This window comes from Nostoc sp. 'Peltigera membranacea cyanobiont' 232 (assembly GCF_002245985.1).
Lineage (GTDB): Bacteria > Cyanobacteriota > Cyanobacteriia > Cyanobacteriales > Nostocaceae > Nostoc.
The window spans coordinates 23,673-44,546 of sequence record NZ_NOLK01000028.1 but is presented as its reverse complement, the minus strand read 5'-3'; the positions used below and the strand labels follow the sequence as shown (position 1 = coordinate 44,546).

Sequence of the window (20,874 nt, the reverse complement as noted above, 5' to 3'; positions counted from 1 at the left end):
TGAATAATCTCTATTTTTTAATTTGTAGTTATTGACTCCATAACCAATATAAAGATATGAAGTTTTTATCAATCAACAAAATAGGTAACGTTATTGAAATTGCTGAATTAGTTTATGGAAAAATGGAATCTGGGATAACAAATAAACCAGAAATATTTATAGATAAATTATCTAACCACTTAGAGGATTTCAACATTACAGGAAGGTCTTCAGTAAATATATTACACAAATATATTGACGAATTTTCCCAGAAAGAAAAAGCAGAGCTAATAGCTCTTATGTGGCTAGGTAGAGGTATAGCAGATGGACATTTAGAAGACTTCCTAAATCTGGTTAAACAAGTAGTAGAGCTTATACCTCAAAATTATGCAACCACTTATATTATCGAAAGACCCCTTTTAGCAAAATATCTGCGGAACGGGCTTCAAAAACTAGATACATGGACTTCTGCTTTATCGTGAAAAATTGTCAGGACATCAGGCTGACACTGCTTGACTAGTGCAATGATGTCTCTGGCTTCTTCTTGATATAAGTCTTCGACATAGCCACTTCTAGAAAGTTGTGCTTCTTTTTCACTATCAAAAGGGCCAAAGTAATAAGTACAGCGCGGAACAGCTGTGTTAATTTCTACCCACCAAGCAAGCTCTGATTGATTAGATTGAAATAAATTCATAATGGATAACAATAATTAATTGAACTTGATTAAAGACCTTATTGCTAAACTGGCATTTCTTGATAGCAGTAGCTACAACGCCAGTAAGCTCCCCCTGAACTCACGTGACGGAGTAAAGTATTTGAACAGCAAAGACAAGTATACTTTCCCTTCATAGATTGACTGATTTCTGTAGATATATGATTCTGGCTGGAACCAGTAATCAAATTACTTTGACTCGTAAATAAATGTTTCATTTTCAAAGCCTCAATTGTTAGAAGACTTGTGTGTAAACTTTAGCCTCTTAGGAGAGAGGTTTGATATTTGATGAAAGTTGAGTTCTTTAAAATATATCTAGACAGTAATGAGGTAGAAACTATCTATAGTCACTACCCCACAGATGTTACTCGCTATCTATATATTTACCGAGGAATCAATAATGATGTGGATGACACGGTTATCATCAGCAGCATCGGGTCTTGAGGCTGTTGATTATAATCTGCATTAATACTATTGAAAGGATCAATTTTAAAACTTGAACCTTCAATCGGCTTTATGGGTATTACCTTACCGGAAACAACGTGATACGTCAGGAGTTCCTGGATTTTATTAATATTGTTGAGCAACGTCTCTACAGTACCAGATGGACAGGGCAAACGCTTGGCTTGTAGATGCAGAGGCGATGAACGAGTCAACGCCTTTGAGAGTATCTATCAGATTGGCAGCCTTGATTGCATCAACTAGGGTGCTAAAAGAACCAGCGTTAACGGCAGTATCAGTAATATTAGCCATTTATTTCACTTGGTTATGTGTAATTTGCTAATTAGTTTTAGCATGACATCCTAGTGTTAGAAATCATGTTTTAGTAAGTGGTTGAGTAGCGTATAAATTGTATAACTTTAGCTAATATTTCAGCTAAAAAATTAAATAATTAAAATCCAGCAGAATTTATGAGTTAGGAGTCAAAGGAAAAATCTTGTTAGCGACAATCCAAGATTTTTTATCAGGTTTGCAGTGCATTACAAAGTCTGTTACAGACTATATACTATTTTTAATTATTTGCGTCTACCTGCTTATATTGAGTTCGCTCAATTACTTGTAATATACTAGAACGGCAAAACTAACTGGAGAGGTGAGACTAAAGGCTTAATTACGTATGCGTCTTAGAAAATATCAAACGAGTTTACTATGCTTCCAACCTACCTCTAGCAAGTTTTACCGCTCTAGGTAATATAGCGGTTCTCAATTGCATGGAATACAGACCCAACAAGAGCAGATCCAACGCTTGTAGCCTTTTAGGAGAGAGGCTTTGAAGCGAAGGTCAGAGTGGATTACATCCATAGAGGCGTAGCGGCTACTCTGCGAGTTCTCCAACAGAGTACCCGCAGGGTACGAATTATTTCAGTTTTTCAAAACTACATTGAAGGAATTTAAATACCCAGTAATAGTTTTAGCTAATGTCTTTTGCTGTTTTTTTGTAGTTATTGCCATTACTTGATATAGCCTTCCTTCGGCAATATACATTCTATTTATAGTGATTTTTCCTCCAGAATTGATGTACTCAATCTCTTTACCAGGATGATTATTATAACTACGAATATTTCGCTGACTAATTAAATTGCTTTTCGTAGTCTTTAAAGCCATATCTCTGGCATTATTAAGTACAGCTTGGGGGTCAGTTATTTGACCATAACTATAAGGAAAATCATTGTAAGTAACTATGTATGCTACTTCCTGTTTTGGTGGTTGAGCGAAAAATATTTCTAAGGTAATTTCCCCCATGTAAGTTTTTTGGAATTGGGTATTTCTGTTGGGGTTTCCCGGCATCAAAATAGTAAAACGTCCATCGGGAGGGGTGTATAACTTCCATCGTGGCTGTACGGTTTTAGAGACTGTTGGTTTGACAACAGCCACGGGAGGTTTAGGTTGACGCGCTTCCACGAGAATAGAACCACCACAGATAAAGGTGGCGGCGATTAATGGCAACAGATTTTTAACTGTCATAAGTTTTACCTTTTGAGATGCCGATCTTACTGATGATGCTAGCTGTTATAACCTAGCAGCACATAAAGCAGCACCTATTAGCCCCACTTGCGGGTTGAGGATAATATACACGGGGATCTCTTCGAGGAGGCGGCGCATCCTGCCTTTTTGGGTGAAGTTTAATAAGAAACCGCTATTTTGGATTAAGGGGAGAATTTTGGGCGCAATCCCACCAGCGATGTATAAACCACCATAAGGTAGGAGTTTAAGGGCCAGATTGCCGGCTTCTGCACCATAAGCCTCTATAAATAATTGCAAGGTTTGTTCGCAAAGGCGATCGCTACCTTGCAATGCAGCTGTACCAATAGCAGCACCAGCATCGACACTTTTCTCTTCTTGTCCGGCTTCTTGTTCCCAAGTTCTGACGATCCGGGCGATATCTGGTGATTCGGTGGCAAATTTGCGATCGCGCAAAAATTGATAAATTGCCACAATTCCCATTCCAGAAACTACCCGTTCTACAGAAATGCGCTGGATATCATGCTTATCCAGCAGGTATTTTAACAGTTGAAACTCGATCTCGTTTCGAGGAGCAAAATCAGCGTGTCCACCTTCTGAGGAAAAAACTTGATAGTCGTTTCCTTGTTTAATTAAAAATCCTTGCCCTAAGCCAGTACCAGCACCAATAATCCCAATGGGGGCTTCGGGTTTGGATTGACCAACTTGTAACGTCAAAAAGTCTTTTTCTTGTAAACCTAAAATGCCATAGCCAACGGCGGCGAAGTCGTTAATCAAAGAAATATGCGGGATACCCAACTCTTCTTGTAGGCGTTCGGTATCCAGGAACCAGACTAAATTGGTTAGCTTGGCAGTATTGTTGACGATGGGCCCGGCGATCGCAAAACAAGCCTTATCTGGTACTGGTGTATTACCTTTGAGCAAAAACTGCTGCACTATGGGTACTAAATCGGGAAAATCAGCACTGTGATAACTTTCCTGATAAATAGTATGTGAAGCTGGTGAATCTGATGTTTCAACCAATCGCAGAATAGTTTTCGTCCCGCCGATGTCTCCTGCTAGTAACAAAGTCATAGAATTTATACGTGAATTAATTACTTTTTTTGTAGGATATACCCAACGTACCAGAAGCCATGAACGCAAATCTCTATCAAAGGTTTAAGCAAATCGAATAACTTCTTCTATGTGGGTTAAATGGGAAGTATCTCCCGTTAGTTCTAATAACCATTCTGGGTCTTGGCGTACCACTTTTACCAGAGAACACAAAGAAGCTTTGACTTCTGTTTTGGCAATGTCCCCTACTAGCCCCATTGCTCCGCCCAACACAGATGCACCATGCGCCACTAGCAGTATATCCTCTGGGAAGAACTCAGTAGCTAAACATCTAGCAGTTTGCCCAGAACGTTCTCGCACTTTTTCGTGAGTTTCAGGAAATTTGGCGGCGATCCGTGAGGTATAGCTGTTGTCAATTCTGGGGAATAACTTTGCTAATGCTGGAGTTGACAGTCTTTCGGGTTCTTCCGTCATCCAAACTGGATTTAGCCATTCACTCAAGCCTGTTTCGAGTTTAATCGGCAAGTTGAGCATTTCTGCAACTGCGTTTGCTGTTTGTACGGTTCGCAGAAAAGGAGAAGCGAAAATATGTCCAATCTTTTCTTTTTTCAATCGTCTAGCTAACTGCTGTGCCTGAAGCATACCATCATCAGACAAGGGTGGATCGTAGCGTCGTTCGGCGGTGAGAAACCAATCGGGGTTTACGAAATCGAGGCGGTTAGCGTGTCTTGCTATCCAGACTATTTGACTCATAAGTTTAATCATTCCGGTGAATAGAATTCGCCGCTAAACAAATATATAGATATCTGCAAGGAGGCCTGCAAATATTAATATAGGACAAAAATCGTAATAATATTTAATAATACTAATGATTAGTAAAAGTTATAAGTGCTGTCAATATAGCTTTTATTAAAGCCTTTTTAGCCAAGTCTCTAAAGCAATATCGACTATAGTAATCCGGTTTGATTTCTGAAAAGATACGTAGGGTGTGTTAGCGACAGCGTAACGCACGAAACCCTTGATAGTGGTGCGTTACGCTGTCGCTAACACACCCTACATACTAAGGATTAGGAAAAGTTATAAGTATAAATTAGTTAAGATTGTGTAAAGAACTCAAATGTAAGTACCAGACTGAGACGGTTCAAACCAAACTCCACGCTCAATAACTGATATAGCGGTTATCGATTGGATGAGAACACCAAAGTCCTTGCTGTCAAATCATTTCAGCAAAGTTTTTGTATCTCACTGAACTGCACACCGCTATAGTAGATGGCTCACGGTAATTGTTTTGAGTGTGCCGTGACGTTTGCGATAGTAACATTCAAAAAGTAGAGAAAATAAATGTGGTTCTTCATGGAAGTAATGGTAAAAAACAAACCCCTGCCAATCTATGCTAAATTGTTCAGCAATTTTACAAAATAGTGCATCAACATCATCACCATCTATTTTGAGGTCTTCCCGAAGCCGTGTATTAAGAGTAATATTTTTTGCTTGCACGCCCAGTTCATTAGAAAGAATTACTGCAAGTTGGTTAAATCTATCTGTAAATGACATAAGCTTTTCAGGTGACAAACTCCACTAGTAACAATCCTATCAACAAAGGAATTGTTACCAGGTAATAATCGTCAAGCCTCTATAGTCTGGTAGCAAGATAGGGTTATTGTAGCTATCCCTTTGGTATTCCCAAAGCTATATAGGAACTTATACAATTGCTTATAACTTCAACCATCCAAATAGTTGCCCTACAGTTAATTGAAAGCCGCTAACTAAATCTGGAACTGGTAATTTTTCTTGTTCTTCTTGTAAAAGTTCTGGTTGCTGCTTTGGTGGATAAACTAAAACAGAATGCTCATCTGGATCAATCAGCCAACCGAAGCGACTACCATACTTTAGACAATGTAGAATATTTCCGGTTACTTTAGTCTGGCTTTGATCGGGCGAAAGAATCTCAATTGTCCAGTCTGGATATGTCTTAAAGACATTTGCCACTTCTCCACGCTCGTCTAATAAAATCCGTTCCCAAGCAAACACAGCTACATCAGGGACAATTGAACGTCCGCCAAATGTACAGCGCAACTCTGGAAATGCAAGGGCAATTCTTTGAGGTTTCGCTACAGAATTGATATTACTGACTAGTTCACCCTGAAGAATACTATGTTTTCCTTGAGGCATTGGTTTTTGAATAATTTGTCCATTGATGTATTCTGAGCTAGGCTTTGTTTCTGGTAGGCTCAAAAACTCTTCTAAAATTAGGGGTTTAGTGGGTGATTTTACCATGTGCTTGTACCTCCAAAATTTTCATTTAATCAATTAATTACCCTAAATAAGCTTTTTTAACTCGCTCATCACTAATCAATTCTGATGCTGCACCTGTTAAAGTTATAGAACCAGCTTCTAAAACATAACCGCGATCGGCAATTTGTAGCGCCAAATTCGCATTTTGTTCAACTAACAAAATAGTCACGCCTGTAGCCCGGAGATTTTCAATAATAGAGAAGATTTCCCGAACGATCGCAGGTGCTAAACCTAAGCTAGGCTCGTCTAAAAGCAAGAGTTGTGGTTTACTCATGACAGCCCGTGCGATCGCTAACATTTGTTGTTCGCCACCACTGAGAGTTCCTGCTAGTTGATTGCGTCTTTGTGACAAGCGAGGAAATAGCTCAAATTGGTGCTGAATATCTGCTTTAATCTCGGCTTGATTGGAGCGAATATAAGCACCCAAAAGTAAATTATCAAATACTGTTTGTCGCGCTAAAACTCTCCGTCCTTCAGGACAATGGGCGATACCAAGTTGTACAACTTCGTGAGTTTGGCGGCGGGTAATATTATGTCCATTATAGATAATTCCGCCACTCTTAGGATTAACTACTTTAGATATGGCGCGGAGTGTAGTAGTTTTACCAGCACCATTAGCACCAATTAGAGTCACTACCTCGCCTTTTTGAATAACTAAATTAATCTTTTTTAAAGCTTGGATGCCGCCATAATTAACATCAAGTTCTTGAACTTCTAAAATTGTATAGTTTGGCTTACTATCGGCTTTCATCGGCGGTTTATATCCAGAAATATTGATTTAAAATCTAAGAGGAAGTTTGAAAAGTCCTCTTGCTGGTATCAAAAGTTTTAGATCCCCCTAAATCCCCCTTAATAAGGGGGACTTTGATTCTTCCCCCTTTTTAAGGGGGGTTAGGGGGGATCTAAAAGTGCCTAAAGTCACAGCAAAACACTTTTCAAACAACCTCTAAGATACATCAATCATACATTTCTTAAAACAGATAGATGCTGAAATAGTGTTTCAGCAACCACTACCATCGTTGTTACCCTTTGTGCCAATCCTGCGAGGAGGGGGAGAGGTATCAGTTGTGCAACGCGCATTACAGGCGCTACGAGCAGATGCACAATTGAACGAGTTAGAATCATTGCTGGCATTTTTTGCTAACTTTGTGTTAGACACGCCTTTAGTGCAACAAATCATGAGGCGGGATATGACCGTATTACGTGAGTCACCTTGGTATCAAGAAATTCTACGCGAAGGAGAAACACGCGGGAAAGCAAGCGGGGAACTACGAGGAATACTTTCTGGGATTGAAATTAATTTAGAGTTGAAATTTGGCGATCGCGGCTTACAATTGATGCCAGAAATTAACCATATTCAGGATTTAGAGCGTTTGAAGACAATTTTACGAAATATTGTCACTGCAAATACTATTGAGGAATTGCAACAGATTTTGTAATTCTCAAGTTAGTTATTATTCATTACCCAAATAAGCTTCAATTACAGCCGGATCGTTTCTAACTACAGCTGGTTCACCCAAAGCAATCAACTGCCCAAAATCTAACACGGCAATGCGATCGCACAAACCCATAACCAAGGGTACATGGTGTTCAATGAGGACGATCGTTAAATTGAAGCGATCGCGCAGGCTACGGATAAATTCGCTTAATTGCTGCTTTTCGTTGGGGTTCATGCCCGCCGCCGGTTCGTCGAGAAGTAAAATTTGCGGTTTTAATGCTAAAGCGCGGGCAATTTCCAGCCGCCGCTGATCGCCGTAGGCAAAGTTTTTGGCTTTTTCGTCAGCGCGATCGCTCAATCCTACCAAATCCAATAAATCTAAAGCTTTCTGCTTAGTTTTAAATTCTTCACTAGGCGCTGGTGGTAATCCCAAAACTCCTTTAATCATATTACTTTTAGTGTGTAAATGCCGAGCAATTATCACATTTTCTAAGGCCGATAATTCCCCAAACAAGCGGATATTTTGGAAGGTACGGGCGATACCTAAAGCAGCAATTTGATGGGGACGTAGTTGGGAAATTGCTGCACCTTGATAAATTAATTGACCGCTAGAAGGTGGAATGAAAGCGGTAATTAAATTAAACAGTGTTGTTTTGCCAGCACCATTAGGGCCAATCAGTCCAAAAATCTCATGTTTGTTTACACTAAAAGATACATTGTTTACCGGCACTAGACCACCAAAGCGGCGAGTCAATGCTTTTGCTTCTAAGACAATACTGCTTTTAGTTTCTGAAATACTGTGTGACATTTTTGCATGTTATTGTGAATAGTTCACTTTTGGCTTTTACGTCTTTGAAAAATATCTGGAGTAATTAGCCCTTGGGGGAAAAAGATTGTACCGATTACTATTAGTAAGCCAAAAATAATTAGTCTACCATCGCGCAAAAATTGTGCTAGCCAATTGGGTAAACCACCTGTATCGGCGAGACTTCGCAAAATCTCTGGTAAGGCTGTAAATACCATACCTCCGACTACCGGCCCTAAAAAACTTCTCGAACCACCAATTAAAACGAAAGTTAAATATATAATACTGGCATCAAAAGTACCTTGACGAGCATTCCAGGTATTAAGGAAGTGGGCACTAATTGCACCTACAACCCCTGCAAGCATAGCCCCTAGTGTAAACGCTAGAACTTTGTAATAAGTTGGATCGATTCCCATTGCGCCCGCAGCTAATTCATCTTCGCGGATAGCAATAAAAGCCCTACCGACGCGGATGCGTTCTAAGCGATAAAGCAGCACCATACTAATTAATAGTAAGGGCAGAACAATCCATAAATATTCCAGTTGGGTTTGGAAAGGTTGAGGAATGCCAAAAATCCCGACAGCACCGCCTGTAATATCTAGATTTAGGGAAATGACACGCAGAACTTCCACAAAAGCGATAGTAGCGATCGCTAAATAAATTCCTCGTAATCTCAACGCTGGAATTCCCACCATTACCCCTAATAAGCCAGAAATTATCCCCGCAATTAACATCTCCAATAACAACAATGGAATGGGATATAAGCTACTGCTAGATGTCAAAACTTTTGTGGATAAAATTGCAGCAATATATCCACCTAGAGCATAAAATCCCGGACTAGCTAAAGACAATTGCCCTGTCATTAGCGGTAAGTAAAGTGATAATCCTAATAACGCCCCCAATACCATAGAGACAATTAGAGAACCGTAAGTAGCGAAAAAATCAGCCATTTTAAAAATTTGGATTAAGCTTAATCAAACTATCACTTTTATCAACTATTAAGCTGTTAATATTTGCTCTGCTGTCAGCGTTAGTTCAGGAAAAGTCTGTGACACAATTCTTTCTGAACCTCTAAACTGTGTGCGTTGATATTTTTCCTCAGCATCTAATAGAAAAACAAATACAGTCGGAACTTTGGGATTTCCTAAATACTCTCTTAATCCAATTGCTAAATAATCTACAATCCAATATTCTGTAACACCTAAGCGTTGATATTCATCTAATTTATCAACGTAGTCATCTTCCCAATTAGTTGATGTCACTTCTATAGCTAACTGAATGGGTTCTTCAAGTGCAGAATAAGCAGAACGATTTGAGCGCCATACATCTTTATCTATCACACTGACATCAGGCTTGCGCCCTTGTTCTATTCCATTGGCAGTTATAGTTCTAAAAACTGCTGTGGTTTTTACTACATAATTCAGATTTAAACGTTTAATTTCATCTTTGAAAGAGTCAGCCGCAAAGTCAGCGACATCATCATGATTTCTGGTTGCACGCACTTCTACAATTTCTCCATCCACAAGTTCATATAAACCTTCCTCTGGACATTGTTCTAAGAATTGATCGAAAGTTAATTTTTGTTTGGTGTATGTTTTCATAGTGCTATGTCTCTTTAAACTTTCTGAATAAACCGCCGCCCTAGCAAACCTTGGGGTCTAACTAATAGCATAATAAACAAAATTCCAAAGGCTACTGCGTCTTTATATCCAGAGAATTCAGCAGGGACAAACGCCTCAACTAATCCAATTACCAAACCTCCCACTACCGCGCCGGGAATACTACCTAAACCACCTAAGACAATTACCGCTAAACCCCGCAAACCAAAAGCAATACCAAAATATGGCCCAGCAATACTAACGCTAGAGGCGACTAAGGTTCCTGCTAATCCTGCTAAAAAACTGCTGATGAAGAATGTTAGGATGATAAAGCGATCGCTATTAATTCCTAATAAACTAGCTGTAGTCGGATCTTCTGCGATCGCCTGCATGGCCTTACCATACTTAGTCCGATTGATAAAATAGGTAATAATTGCCACAATTACAACTGATACCGTAAAAATTACCACCTGAACGGTGCGAATGGGAATTTCCTTTTCTTGAGTACCAAAGTTAATAGAAGGTGGTAAATTCCCATAAGTATCTGCGGGATATGTGTAACTTTCTGCGCCTACCAAATACTGGATTAAGTTAACAATTACCACTGCTACTCCCAAGCTGGAAACAACAGTTAGTAAGGGATCAGATCCTTGACGACGCAAAGGTTGAAAAGCAACCCGTTCCATCACTATTCCGATCAATCCCGCCAAGGTACTTCCTAAAATTAAGGCTATAGCAAATGGTAATTTTATTGGCAAGGTTGCATTAGCTAGCAAGCCATTAAATCCAAAGCTACCACCCATAAGGGCATAAGTGAAATATGCACCCAAGGTAAAAATCGCGCCATGAGCTAAATTAATGATGCCCAAAATTGAATAGACTAAGGTATATCCCAATGCAAAAATTGCATAGATACTACCGATAGATAATCCGTTCAGAAATTGTTGCAAAAATAGAGTGATATCCATATTGCAACTATTTTATAAATACGAATTTTCCAGTGTTTCCGTCTTTATCCATCTTAATTTGGGCGACGTAAAATTCTTTTTGAATCACATCACCTACTGGTGTAAAAGCAATCTCACCTAAAGGAGTGTCATATTTTCCAGCTAGTAGTTGCTTATTCAATTCTGTCCGCAGTTTATCAAGAGGTAATGTACTGATTTTGGACTTTTTATCCAACTCTTTAAGAGCTTCGACATACACCTGCACCGCCGCAAAAGCTTGACCGGTAAATTGGGCTGGTTCTTTTTTATATTGCTCAATATAGGCTTGGCGAAATATCTTATTAATCTCACCAGGATATTCAGGACTGTAAGCTTGAGCAATCAGCACACCATCGCAAAGGGCTTTACACACCGATAAAACATTGGGTGTATTTAGACCATTACCACCAATAATTATGCCTTTATAACCTAGTTCTCGCAGTTGTCGCACTAAGTTACCACCATCAGCAGCTAGTCCTGAAATAATTACTAAATCTGGTTTTAAGTTAATAGCATTGGTAGCTTGGGCTTGAAAATCTGTATCAGTAGTTTGGAATTTTTGAACTGTTACTAATTCTAGCCCTTGTTCTTTAACTGCCTTTTGAAAAATCTCGGTTTCTGATTTATTAAATGCATCATTTTGGGCGTAAAAAACTGCTACTTTTTTAATTTGAGGATTCTGTTTGAGTGCAGCTTTCAACGAATTAGGTGCAACTATAGAAACGGGGGCAGATACACGAGCTACATAATCACCAATTTCTGGAATTCCGTTTGCGGTATTTGATGCTCCAATAACTGGAACTTTCGCACGTTCGGCAACGGGGTCAGCACTAAAAGCTTGCTGTGACAAAGTAGGGCCAACAATACCCACAACTTTATCCTTATTAATTAAAGTTTGAAAAGCATTAATTGCTCCAGCTTCATCACCGCTAGTATCTTGACTTATCAATTTAATCGGAGTGCCATTAATGCCACCTTTACTATTGAAATACTTCTCGGCAATTCTGGCTCCCACAAATCCTTCTTGACCAAGTAATGCTACGTTGCTGGTTTGTGCTAAGGCAATGCCGATGGGAATAGCACCTGATGTAGTCGTTGTCTGGGTGGTGTTAGTTGTAGTGTTGTTTGTAGTACTATTTGGAGTATTTGTCACAGAGCCACCGCCACAGCCTGTTAGTAGCAAAGCGCAAGTTGATAATAATGCTGTTGTCTGAGCGATCGCGTTGTTCATCGTTAAATAATCATGTAGTTATTAGATATTCGGCAAAAGCTCATGCTAACTTTCATAATCTGCAAACAAAATGACGCAGATTTAAACTTTTGCACGAATTCTATTAAATCACTCTTATTTCACCATGCAAAGACAAATATTCAAAGTGCTTCTAAATACAAATTATTATAATTAGTAATGATTTGATCGTTCCCCGGTTCTATTTGGGGATCGCTTTGTCAGTTCAGTTTACTACTAAGTAAGTACTTTTAAACCCCTTTTTCGCTACCAGGTAATCCTTTAGGCTCGTAGTGACGGCAACCGTTACATGGGCCGTCGGGATTAACAGCACAACGCATGTAGCCAGAACGGGCATTAAATTTGCAGCTGATATCGCCAATCAGATAACCCACCCCTTCTAAATAATAGCGATCGCCTTCAACAGGTCTAAGGTTTTGCCGTCCCTGCACCGCTTGAAAATTCATGGCTGCTTGCCTCATCCGTAGGCGCGATCGCGCATGGGTTTTGCGGATCGCCCACAGGGAAATCAGGGACGGTAAAAAACCAACGGCAATTACTAAAAGTGTCTTTAACACCTTCTTTTTACCTCTTCTGTGCGCTGATTGATTGTCCCTGATGTTACACTCTGGTTTACGGAAGTGCAAAGATTAGGGCAGTTTTGTCTAATTGCAACCATGTTTGTTGGCAATTAGTAATGGCAGTGTAGTATCTAGCAATTTTAACGAAGAAGTTCTTTCTGCCACTCCAATCAGCATAACTGTTACAACCCCAGGCGTGAACTGCCGTTGAATGTTGATAATTTTAAGATTTGTTGACTAATGCCTTTTGGCACAAACGTCTTATGTCAGTCTCCACCCGACTTTTGTTTTTTCTATGTCGCTGCGATGCTAATCTTTTTTTGCTTTGCTGACGAAGTTGTTGTGCTAGCAGTGCGGCTTCCCTTTCGGCTCGGAATAAATCAACTTTTCGCGTTGTCAAAATAAATGATTCGTCAGGCTTTCGTTTTACCCAAGGGACGCTAACTGCGAAATACTGACAAATCTGTTTACCTAGCTCCTTCTTCAAGAGTGGGTAACGTTTTTGACTATTGAGTGTGTTAGCGATCGCTTTCAACTCCAATATCGCTGCTTCTAACTCTCCCGCCATCCGATTAATCCGCTCGACTTGTGTTATCAAACGCTCCCGTTCGCTGACGATTTTCTCCTGTTGGGGTTGCAGTGGCACAATTGCAGTAGTTACAGGTGTAGGCTGCAACATCGAGACTTTCAGCAAAATGGGCTTTTTGTCCGTGTCTGAGATTTTTTTCATACTACCTCAAGTAAGGCTAGCTGACTTCTAAGGCATTTTAGCAGTAAATAGTATATTTGTACTATACAAATTTTGTATACCAGATTTAATCTGATAAATTCTGCTTATGACTTACGCAAAACTACACGCTCTCTGAGGTAATTTACGTAGGCACAAAGTTATATTGCTCTTACCTATGTTATTTGCGTAAGGGACTTCCAAACAATAAAATAAATATACAGTAGGGTGTGTTAGGCGAAAGCCGTAACGCACCGAGATATCTGGCGGTGCGTTACGCTGTCGCTAACGCACCCTACAAAATTGGATATTTTTTTAATTGGAAGTCCCTAAGTCCGGCTGGTGTGGGCAAAACGGAACCTGAAGTAGTTCCACCAGCGCTGATAATATTTCTATAGGACTCATATTTGATTTTTGAAAAAAATGAGATTAAGAATATACGAAATCGCTGATACCGAAGAAATTATGAAATTGTTCTACGACACTATTCATGAAGTGAATATTCATGATTACACACAAGAACAAGTAGATGCTTGGGCACCAGCAAATATGAATATTGATGTTTGGATTAAAGGTTTAGGAAGTAAGTTTACTTATGTAGCAGAGGAGAATGGTAAAATTATTGGTTTTGGGGAATTAGAGGCTAATGGACATATCGATCGTTTTTACTGTCATAAAGATTTTCAAAGAAAAGGGGTTAGTAAAAAAATCTTAGAACAGCTTGAATCAAAAGCAAAAGCTTTAGGAGTTGAAAAGTTATTTACAGAAGCTAGTATTACAGCTAAACCTTTTTTTGAAAGGCAGAGTTTTATTATTGTGAAACAGCAAGAAGTAGAACGTAGAGGGCAAAAGCTGATAAATTTTATTATGGAAAAATCAATTTAGTCATTGTAATAAGAAGCAACACAAATTAAGAGCAAAAACTGTTAACTAATATTATTATGAATCTGCAATTAAATTATGAAGGTAGTCACGCGCTTCCGACAAGGTGAAATACAAAAAATTACCGTCTTTATCAAGTATTTCGTATGCATTGAGAACGATATAATTGGCATCTTCCCCCCATCCTAAACCGGAAATTAATCCTAAAGCACAAGCCTTGCTTCCCAACTCACCGATTTCTAAAAGTATGTCTTTATATTCTGCTTTTAGCTTCCCTGTCTTAATCATCTCATCAAGTCTGACTTGATATTCGGCATTTGTTTCACTCATCAAGCAACTTTCTGTTTCGGCGGGGTGAATTAACTATGGTATAGGAATCATATTTGATTTTTGAAAAAATATAAGTATTTGTAGGGTGTGTTAGACGGAACGTCATAACGCACCCAGGGTAAGCTGATGGTGCGTTACGCTACGCTAACGCACCCTACGTGATATTTCAAAAATCAAAAACTAGTCCTATAGTAAGTTAAGGGTTAAATTCGAGAATAGGCGATCGCGAACAAGTATATGGTGGATATCAAATCTTTTCACATAACACTGTGCGTTAGGCTAAAACTGTAACACACCCTACTTAATATTTACTTTATAAATAGTCTCTGATTAATTTTAATTTGCAGTTTTTCTCGTAATTTTTGTGCTTGCCGATAAACATCTGTACGCCCTTTGTTTAAATTAGGCAATTCTGCTGATTCCAAAGGCTGAATATAATAACTCAAACGAGTTCTCATTGCCCAAATTCCCATTGAAGGAAACAGAATTAAGACAAAGATGAAAGGTGAGAAAGGCAAAAATGGTAATTTGACTAGTCGTTGCAATTTCTGGAAATTAACAGCCCAAGGATGTAAAAATTCACTACCAATGCAAACTACTGGCAAAATAGGGATATGATAGCGATCGCTCAATTTAACAAAACTCACATCAAACTTTTCTAGTTGATAGCGTCTTTTCCAACCTTTCAGAGGGCCGCGAATACCTTCAGGCGCATATAAGATAATTTTATCTTGGGCCATAGCTGCCTCAAAATCATCTAACTCGGCTCGCACACCGCCCAAAACCTGCGACCATTTAGGTGGTAGCCACCAAATCACCCAAGAATGATCGAATAATGTTGGACTTGCTACGGGTTGTACTACCCATCCCCTAGCTTCGCTTAATAAATAACCCAAAGTCAAAAAATCCCAAGGAAAACACATCCCTGAATGATTCATTGCCACAATCAACGGCCCTGTTTGCGGCAAGTTTTCGACTTGTTTTAATTCTCCCCGAAAATAGTATTTGACGATGGCCCTGAGAACTTCTTGGCGAAAAGCTTGTTGATATTTGGGATCAAATTCACCTATTTCTTTTCGGGGTGAACGGAAACCAAGACGCAACCAACGAATTAGCATTGCCAGATAAAATCCGCCAGGAATTAAAAATAATCCATATTCCAGCCAATTCCAACCATCTGGATCGGTGTAATAGTGCTGCCAATGGCGGTTGAATAAAATTAGCCAGCCTGGAGGATACCAGAGGCAAAACCAATCAAACCAGCTAAATATATAGCCTTCACTTGGTGCATTTTCCAGTTGAGTGTCGAGGAGGTTTTTGGAGTGTTGATTAATCAAAGCGGTTAAACATCGGGCAAATATTTGATTAAAACCGCATTATAGCTTTATAGTTTTGCCATTGAAATCTTACCATAGAAGTAAAATTAACTACAGATTTTGAGGGAGCATCCCAAATGTGCAAGTTTAATTTATATACAGGATTGTGACTTACCCCGAAGGATAAAAAACGAACCACATACCCCTTCTCTACGAGACGCTGCGCGAACGGGGAAGCAAGCTACGCGCAGCGTCTCGTAAGAGTTGGACACAAAGGGAAGAGCATTGAAAAGGGTTTTTGTATCAGTCCCGTATATTTATTTTTGCTAAATTGGGATGCTCCCGATTTTGAAACCAATTTTCAGATTTGGTTCTCAATTCAAATAAAATTGCTGCTATAGAGAGTATTTATAGTGGAAAAACTCCGTTTGGTATGAAGTATGCTAATTTAGCAGACTACTTATAAATTTGTAGCAATGTGTGATGCTTGAAAATAATCAAACTGTTGGAAATAATACTGTTTTGGCATCACATAGCCAAGAAAATTTAATATTTATTTTATAGTTGGCTTATTTTGTCGCACCACTTAAAACAGCGAACGATTGTCAGAACTATTGCAAACGAGTTAAATCAGTGAACAGCAACCAATAAAGACTAATAAATAATATTGGATTTCGCCAAAAGATGAAATTGATAACAACTAATGACTGTTCAAATTCTTCCTCAAGTTGGAGACAAATGGCGAGACACCTGTCTTAATCTTCCTATTATGGAACTAGGAAAGCTACTAAAAATTTCAGATTTAATCCGTGAACTTCGGCAGCAACTGGATCTATCTCAGGAAAAGTTTGCAGCCAAGTTGGGAGTTTCTCTGCGAACAGTCAATCGCTGGGAGAACGGATCTACAGTGCCTTCACAGATGGCACTAAAGCTGATTGAAGAAATGTTACAAAAGATGGGCGAACCAGGCAAAAGACTAGCGAACGAGTATCTCCCAAAAGCGGAGCAACGGGAGGACTCTTAAGATGATGGTGAAAGTACCCACAAAAATTTTGATGATGCGCTCTTGGTTACTAACTTATGGTGTGATGATTCTAGCAGTCATAGCGGCGCTGCTATTGACGGGACTGTTGCTACCAGTCTTCGATCCGAGCGTATTTACATTATTTTATGCTGCTGTGGCAGTCAGCGCCTGGTATGGTGGCATGGGACTTGGAGTATTAGCGATCGCTCTTTCTGTAACAACTGCGCTCTATTTTTTGATCGAGCCAGTCTATTCGTTCGATTTACTCAACTTGAACGTCTTGGTACAATTAACCACATTCTCATTAGTATCCTTCTTAATTACTGCCCTCTCTTCAGAATTGCGAACTGCCAGAGGCAAAGCCGAGACAAGCCTGAAATTGTTGCAAAATAGCGAAACGCGGTTTAGCCGACTGGCACAATCCAACATCATTGGAGTCATTGTCACTGATATCAAGAACGGCTCCATTATGGAAGCCAATGATGCTTTTCTGAAAATGGTCGGTTATACGCGAGAAGATTTGTCTGTTAACCAAATAAAGTGGCGTGAGATTACCCCACCTGAGTATCTTCTATTGAGTGAGCGTTCAGTAGAAGAACTGAAAACTACCGGAGTCTGTAAACCCTTTGAGAAAGAATATATCTGCAAAGATGGCAAAAGAGTCCCCGTTTTGCTCGGTTCTGTCTTCGTGGAAGACAGTGAAGAAACTGTCATTGGCTTTGTTGTTGATTTGAGCAAACGCAAACAAGCCGAACAAATCTTGCGGGAGAAAGAAGAACGTCTGAGGTTAGCTAACGAGCGTTTTGAATTAGCAGCATCTGCGGTCAATTGTCTTATTTATGACTGGAATCTAGAACAGGATACCGTTGACAGAACCGATGGGTTAACGCGTATTTTGGGCTATTCCCTTGACATTGCTGAACCGACAGGTAATTGGTGGCTTGAACTTGTTCATCCAGAGGATTTGCAGCGCGTAGAAGTTGCTTTGGCAAATGGCGATCGCTATGCTACCGAATATCGCATTCGCAACCAAGAGAACCAGTACATCTATATATTAGATCGGGGGATAGTGGTGCAACGGGATGCTGATGGAAAACCAGTACGTATAGTTGGCAGCACTACAGATATTAGCGATCGCAAGGAAGCAGAGAAAGCGATCCAAGAAAGTGAAGAACGGCTCAGGAGTTTTGTCAAAGCAAATATAGTTGGCATTATCTTTGGTGATGTAAATGGTAGCATCACTGAAGCCAACGACGAGTTTTTGCGAATTGTGGGCTATACCCAAGCAGATATCCAGACAGGTGGATTGCGGTGGAGTGATATCACGCCATCTGAATATCAATATTTAGATGAACTGGCTCTTACCGAGGCCATAGCGAAGGGAACCTGTACACCTTATGAAAAGGAATGTATTCGCAAGGATGGTTCTATTGTCCCAGTTGTAGTTGGCTACTCCCTTTTAGGAGAATCGCGGCAGAAATCAGTTGCATTCATTCTCGATATTAGCGATCTCAACCAAGCTAAAAAAGCGCTAAGTCAGAGTCAAGAGCAATTTCAAGCTTTTATGGATAATATTCCAGCCGCAGCATGGATTACCAATGCAGACGGACGTGTGCTTTACCTCAGTCCAACTTATCTGAGCATATTCGATGTCGCCAAAAATAAAGCGATTAATAAAAACATTTTCGACCTCTACCCAGCCAAAATCGCTCAACCCCTCCTTGATAATATTAGAATGGTTGCCCAGACAAATCAGGTTGTTGAAACCATCGAGTCTGCCCCACGCACAGATGGCACTCTGGGCGAATTTTTGGTGTATAAATTTCCCATTGCAAATACCTCTGGGCAACTTCTAGTAGGAGGGGTTGCAGTTGATATCACCGAACGCGAACGCATCCTTCGCGAACGCCAGCTTGCAGAACTTGCCTTGCAAAAGCGCAGCGAAAGACTCAAACTGCTCTCTGAAACAACCAGTGATTTGCTTTCAACCGAGCGCCCCTTGGATCTAATGAACAGCTTGTTTAGCAAACTATCGGCGCAAATGGATTTGCATTTTTACTTCCACTATCTAATTGAGACGCACGAAAATCAGCAGAAACTTCGGTTAGTAGCTTGGAACGGCATCAGTGATGAAGTATTTCAAGCACTTGAATACCTAGAATTTAATCAAGGGATGTGCGGACTAATAGCGCAAGAACGCCGTCAAATTGTCGTCAATGATGTGCTGAACTCTACTCATCCAAATGCCCACATTCTCCAGAATTTGGAAATTACAGCCTATGCCGGTCAACCGTTAATTGCTCAGGGAAAGCTGCTTGGTGTCCTTTCCTTTGCCAGTCGCACCCGCACTAACTTCACCTCTGGAGAAATTGCTTTACTGCAAGCAACCTCCGATCAGGTGGCGGTTGCTCTGGAACGCGCCGAGTTAATGACTTCGTTACAGCGACGGAAAGAAGAATTGATCCAAGCTAACCGAATTAAAGATGAGTTTTTGGCGGTTCTTTCTCACGAACTTCGCACACCGCTAAACCCGATTTTGGGATGGTCGAAGTTACTGCAAACGAAAAAGTATGATGAAGCAACCACCACTCGCGCCCTCGAAACCATTGAGCGCAATGCCAAGCTTCAGACTCAATTAATTGAAGACTTGCTGGATGTCTCTCGGATTTTGCAAGGTAAACTGAGTCTGAATATTGCTCCTGTGAATCTGGAAATGGCGATCGCATCTGCAATAGAAACTGTACGTCTAGCCGCCCAAGCCAAATCTATTAATTTGCGATTTACGATTTCAGATTTTGGATTAGAAAATTATCACATAAATTTAGAATCTATCGATTTTAACAACCAACCTGACAATCTCAAATCCCAAATCCAAGTCGCGCTTCCAGCGCCCCAAAGGTGCGATTCAAAATTTATAGTAACAGGTGATTCCGGTCGCTTGCAGCAAGTTATCTGGAATTTACTTTCTAATGCGATTAAGTTTACGCCCCAAGGGGGAGAGGTAGAAATTAGTTTAGAGTCTATTGGTTCTCAGGCTCAACTTCGAGTCAGCGATACAGGTAAGGGAATTAGCCCAGATTTTTTACCATTCGTATTTGACTACTTTCGACAAGCTGATGGTGCAACTACCAGAAAATTTGGGGGCTTGGGATTAGGATTAGCTATTGTACGTCACATCGTTGAGCTACATGGAGGCACAGTTAAGGCAGAAAGTTTAGGCGAAGAACAGGGAGCAACCTTTACAGTCATGATACCGACGATCGAGATTCATCCAGATAGCCACCAGATTGATAGACAACCCGATCGTTTACCCGATCTAAATGGGGTGAAAGTTCTGCTTGTGGATGATGAGCGTGATACGCGAGAGTTAATTGCTTTCATTCTAGAGCAATCTGGCGCGGTACTAACTCAGGCAGCATCGGCTGTGGAAGCATTACAAACTATGCCTCAGTTCCAGCCAAATTTGCTGTTAAGCGACATTGGAATGCCAGAAGTAGATGGCTATATGCTGATCCGTCAAATCAGAGCCATGTCACCAGAACAAGGAGGGACAATTCCAGCGATCGCTCTTACCGCTTATGCAGGTGAGGCCGATCGTCATCAGGCAATCGCCGCCGGATTTGGGCAGCATATCACCAAACCTGTGGAACCAGCTAAATTAATTCGAGCGATCGCAAACCTCATTTATAGTCGGTAATATTACCGTGCATCTCAGGAGAAGACCACACTTGCCCCTCAGACCAGATGCTCAATTCCCGTAATTCCTGTACCTTGGGATGAGTATCTGGCACACTGCCATAAATGGGTAATTCCCAAGGATTGAAAAACCGCACTTCTGCACCAAATTCTTGAATAATCCTTGCGGCTTCTTCGGCTAGTAGTCGGCTGTATGAACGCTCTCGTAGAGAACCGTATAGAAATAGAATTCTCGGTTTGCGATCGAAGGTCATTATGCAAC

At 40.3% G+C, this 20,874-nt stretch carries 22 protein-coding genes and 2 pseudogenes; 6 read left to right on the top strand and 18 right to left on the bottom strand.

Going from position 1 to position 20,874, the window contains the following annotated elements; genetic code table 11:
- Positions 1-56: 56 nt before the first annotated feature.
- Positions 57-461, top strand: a complete 405-nt coding sequence (locus tag CDG79_RS12220) for a DUF3775 domain-containing protein (RefSeq protein ID WP_094342377.1) — start codon at positions 57-59, stop codon at positions 459-461.
- Here CDG79_RS12220 and CDG79_RS12215 read toward each other — a convergent pair.
- Complete coding sequence (locus CDG79_RS12215; RefSeq protein WP_094342376.1) at positions 425-673, bottom strand: DUF1816 domain-containing protein; 249 nt, start codon at positions 671-673, stop codon at positions 425-427. The two genes, CDG79_RS12220 and CDG79_RS12215, sit on opposite strands and share 37 nt — an antisense overlap.
- A gap of 306 nt (positions 674-979) precedes the next feature.
- Between CDG79_RS12215 and CDG79_RS42300 the strand changes: the two genes are divergently transcribed.
- Positions 980-1,135, top strand: a complete 156-nt coding sequence (locus CDG79_RS42300) for a hypothetical protein (RefSeq protein ID WP_189524975.1) — start codon at positions 980-982, stop codon at positions 1,133-1,135.
- Here the strand turns inward: CDG79_RS42300 and CDG79_RS12205 are convergent.
- The 7 genes and pseudogenes from CDG79_RS12205 to CDG79_RS12175 all read right to left on the bottom strand — a co-directional run bounded on the left by CDG79_RS12205 (position 1,067) and on the right by CDG79_RS12175 (position 6,752).
- A pseudogene (locus CDG79_RS12205) lies at positions 1,067-1,444 on the bottom strand (fasciclin domain-containing protein). The gene CDG79_RS42300 and the pseudogene CDG79_RS12205 sit on opposite strands and share 69 nt — an antisense overlap.
- A gap of 609 nt (positions 1,445-2,053) precedes the next feature.
- Positions 2,054-2,656 carry a hypothetical protein gene (locus CDG79_RS12200; RefSeq protein WP_094342374.1) on the bottom strand — a complete coding sequence of 201 codons (603 nt, stop codon included), beginning with the start codon at positions 2,654-2,656 and terminating at the stop codon, positions 2,054-2,056.
- 45 nt (positions 2,657-2,701) lie between these two features.
- Entirely contained in the window at positions 2,702-3,727 is a 1,026-nt protein-coding gene (locus CDG79_RS12195; protein ID WP_094342373.1) for a glucokinase, read from the bottom strand.
- 84 nt (positions 3,728-3,811) lie between these two features.
- Positions 3,812-4,459 (bottom strand): histidine phosphatase family protein, encoded by a 648-nt coding sequence (locus tag CDG79_RS12190; RefSeq protein ID WP_094342372.1) that lies wholly within the window; start codon positions 4,457-4,459, stop codon positions 3,812-3,814.
- A 507-nt stretch (positions 4,460-4,966) separates the two neighbouring features.
- Positions 4,967-5,260 carry a DUF1493 family protein gene (locus CDG79_RS12185; protein ID WP_094342371.1) on the bottom strand — a complete coding sequence of 98 codons (294 nt, stop codon included), beginning with the start codon at positions 5,258-5,260 and terminating at the stop codon, positions 4,967-4,969.
- A gap of 159 nt (positions 5,261-5,419) precedes the next feature.
- Entirely contained in the window at positions 5,420-5,983 is a 564-nt protein-coding gene (locus CDG79_RS12180) for a Uma2 family endonuclease (protein ID WP_094342370.1), read from the bottom strand.
- A 37-nt stretch (positions 5,984-6,020) separates the two neighbouring features.
- A complete protein-coding gene (locus tag CDG79_RS12175) occupies positions 6,021-6,752 on the bottom strand; it encodes an ABC transporter ATP-binding protein (RefSeq protein WP_094342369.1) in 732 nt (243 codons plus the stop codon).
- Between the two features lie 244 nt (positions 6,753-6,996).
- Between CDG79_RS12175 and CDG79_RS12170 the strand changes: the two genes are divergently transcribed.
- On the top strand, positions 6,997-7,440 hold the full coding sequence (locus tag CDG79_RS12170; RefSeq protein ID WP_094342368.1) for a hypothetical protein: 444 nt from the start codon (positions 6,997-6,999) through the stop codon (positions 7,438-7,440).
- Between the two features lie 15 nt (positions 7,441-7,455).
- On the opposite strand, the gene CDG79_RS12165 is transcribed toward CDG79_RS12170, so the two are convergent.
- The 7 genes from CDG79_RS12165 to CDG79_RS12135 all read right to left on the bottom strand — a co-directional run bounded on the left by CDG79_RS12165 (position 7,456) and on the right by CDG79_RS12135 (position 13,367).
- Positions 7,456-8,247, bottom strand: coding sequence for an ABC transporter ATP-binding protein (locus CDG79_RS12165; protein WP_094342367.1), 792 nt, complete (start codon positions 8,245-8,247; stop codon positions 7,456-7,458).
- Positions 8,248-8,270: 23 nt separating this feature from the next.
- A complete protein-coding gene (locus CDG79_RS12160; RefSeq protein ID WP_094342366.1) occupies positions 8,271-9,194 on the bottom strand; it encodes a branched-chain amino acid ABC transporter permease in 924 nt (307 codons plus the stop codon).
- Positions 9,195-9,242: 48 nt separating this feature from the next.
- Positions 9,243-9,845, bottom strand: coding sequence for a Uma2 family endonuclease (locus CDG79_RS12155; RefSeq protein WP_094342365.1), 603 nt, complete (start codon positions 9,843-9,845; stop codon positions 9,243-9,245).
- A gap of 14 nt (positions 9,846-9,859) precedes the next feature.
- Positions 9,860-10,810, bottom strand: a complete 951-nt coding sequence (locus tag CDG79_RS12150; protein WP_094342364.1) for a branched-chain amino acid ABC transporter permease — start codon at positions 10,808-10,810, stop codon at positions 9,860-9,862.
- Between the two features lie 7 nt (positions 10,811-10,817).
- A complete protein-coding gene (locus tag CDG79_RS12145; RefSeq protein WP_094342363.1) occupies positions 10,818-12,059 on the bottom strand; it encodes an ABC transporter substrate-binding protein in 1,242 nt (413 codons plus the stop codon).
- Positions 12,060-12,307: 248 nt separating this feature from the next.
- On the bottom strand, positions 12,308-12,634 hold the full coding sequence (locus CDG79_RS12140) for a DUF6464 family protein (protein ID WP_094342362.1): 327 nt from the start codon (positions 12,632-12,634) through the stop codon (positions 12,308-12,310).
- Between the two features lie 226 nt (positions 12,635-12,860).
- Complete coding sequence (locus tag CDG79_RS12135; protein WP_094331761.1) at positions 12,861-13,367, bottom strand: hypothetical protein; 507 nt, start codon at positions 13,365-13,367, stop codon at positions 12,861-12,863.
- Positions 13,368-13,787: 420 nt separating this feature from the next.
- Between CDG79_RS12135 and CDG79_RS12130 the strand changes: the two genes are divergently transcribed.
- Entirely contained in the window at positions 13,788-14,249 is a 462-nt protein-coding gene (locus tag CDG79_RS12130; RefSeq protein ID WP_094342361.1) for a GNAT family N-acetyltransferase, read from the top strand.
- Positions 14,250-14,303: 54 nt separating this feature from the next.
- On the opposite strand, the gene CDG79_RS12125 is transcribed toward CDG79_RS12130, so the two are convergent.
- Positions 14,304-14,576 (bottom strand): hypothetical protein, encoded by a 273-nt coding sequence (locus CDG79_RS12125; protein WP_094342360.1) that lies wholly within the window; start codon positions 14,574-14,576, stop codon positions 14,304-14,306.
- A gap of 308 nt (positions 14,577-14,884) precedes the next feature.
- Positions 14,885-15,913 carry a 1-acyl-sn-glycerol-3-phosphate acyltransferase gene (locus tag CDG79_RS12120; RefSeq protein ID WP_094342359.1) on the bottom strand — a complete coding sequence of 343 codons (1,029 nt, stop codon included), beginning with the start codon at positions 15,911-15,913 and terminating at the stop codon, positions 14,885-14,887.
- 682 nt (positions 15,914-16,595) lie between these two features.
- Between CDG79_RS12120 and CDG79_RS12115 the strand changes: the two genes are divergently transcribed.
- Together CDG79_RS12115 and CDG79_RS12110 are read left to right on the top strand one after the other, a co-directional pair.
- Positions 16,596-16,916: a helix-turn-helix domain-containing protein gene (locus CDG79_RS12115; RefSeq protein ID WP_317616584.1), complete on the top strand. Its 321-nt coding sequence runs from the start codon at positions 16,596-16,598 to the stop codon at positions 16,914-16,916.
- 1 nt (position 16,917) lies between these two features.
- Positions 16,918-20,613: a hybrid sensor histidine kinase/response regulator gene (locus CDG79_RS12110; RefSeq protein WP_094342358.1), complete on the top strand. Its 3,696-nt coding sequence runs from the start codon at positions 16,918-16,920 to the stop codon at positions 20,611-20,613.
- On the opposite strand, the pseudogene CDG79_RS12105 reads toward CDG79_RS12110, so the two are convergent.
- Positions 20,609-20,866, bottom strand: a pseudogene (locus CDG79_RS12105) (NAD(P)H-dependent oxidoreductase); the annotation flags it as partial. The gene CDG79_RS12110 and the pseudogene CDG79_RS12105 overlap by 5 nt on opposite strands.
- Between the last annotated feature and the right edge of the window lie 8 nt (positions 20,867-20,874).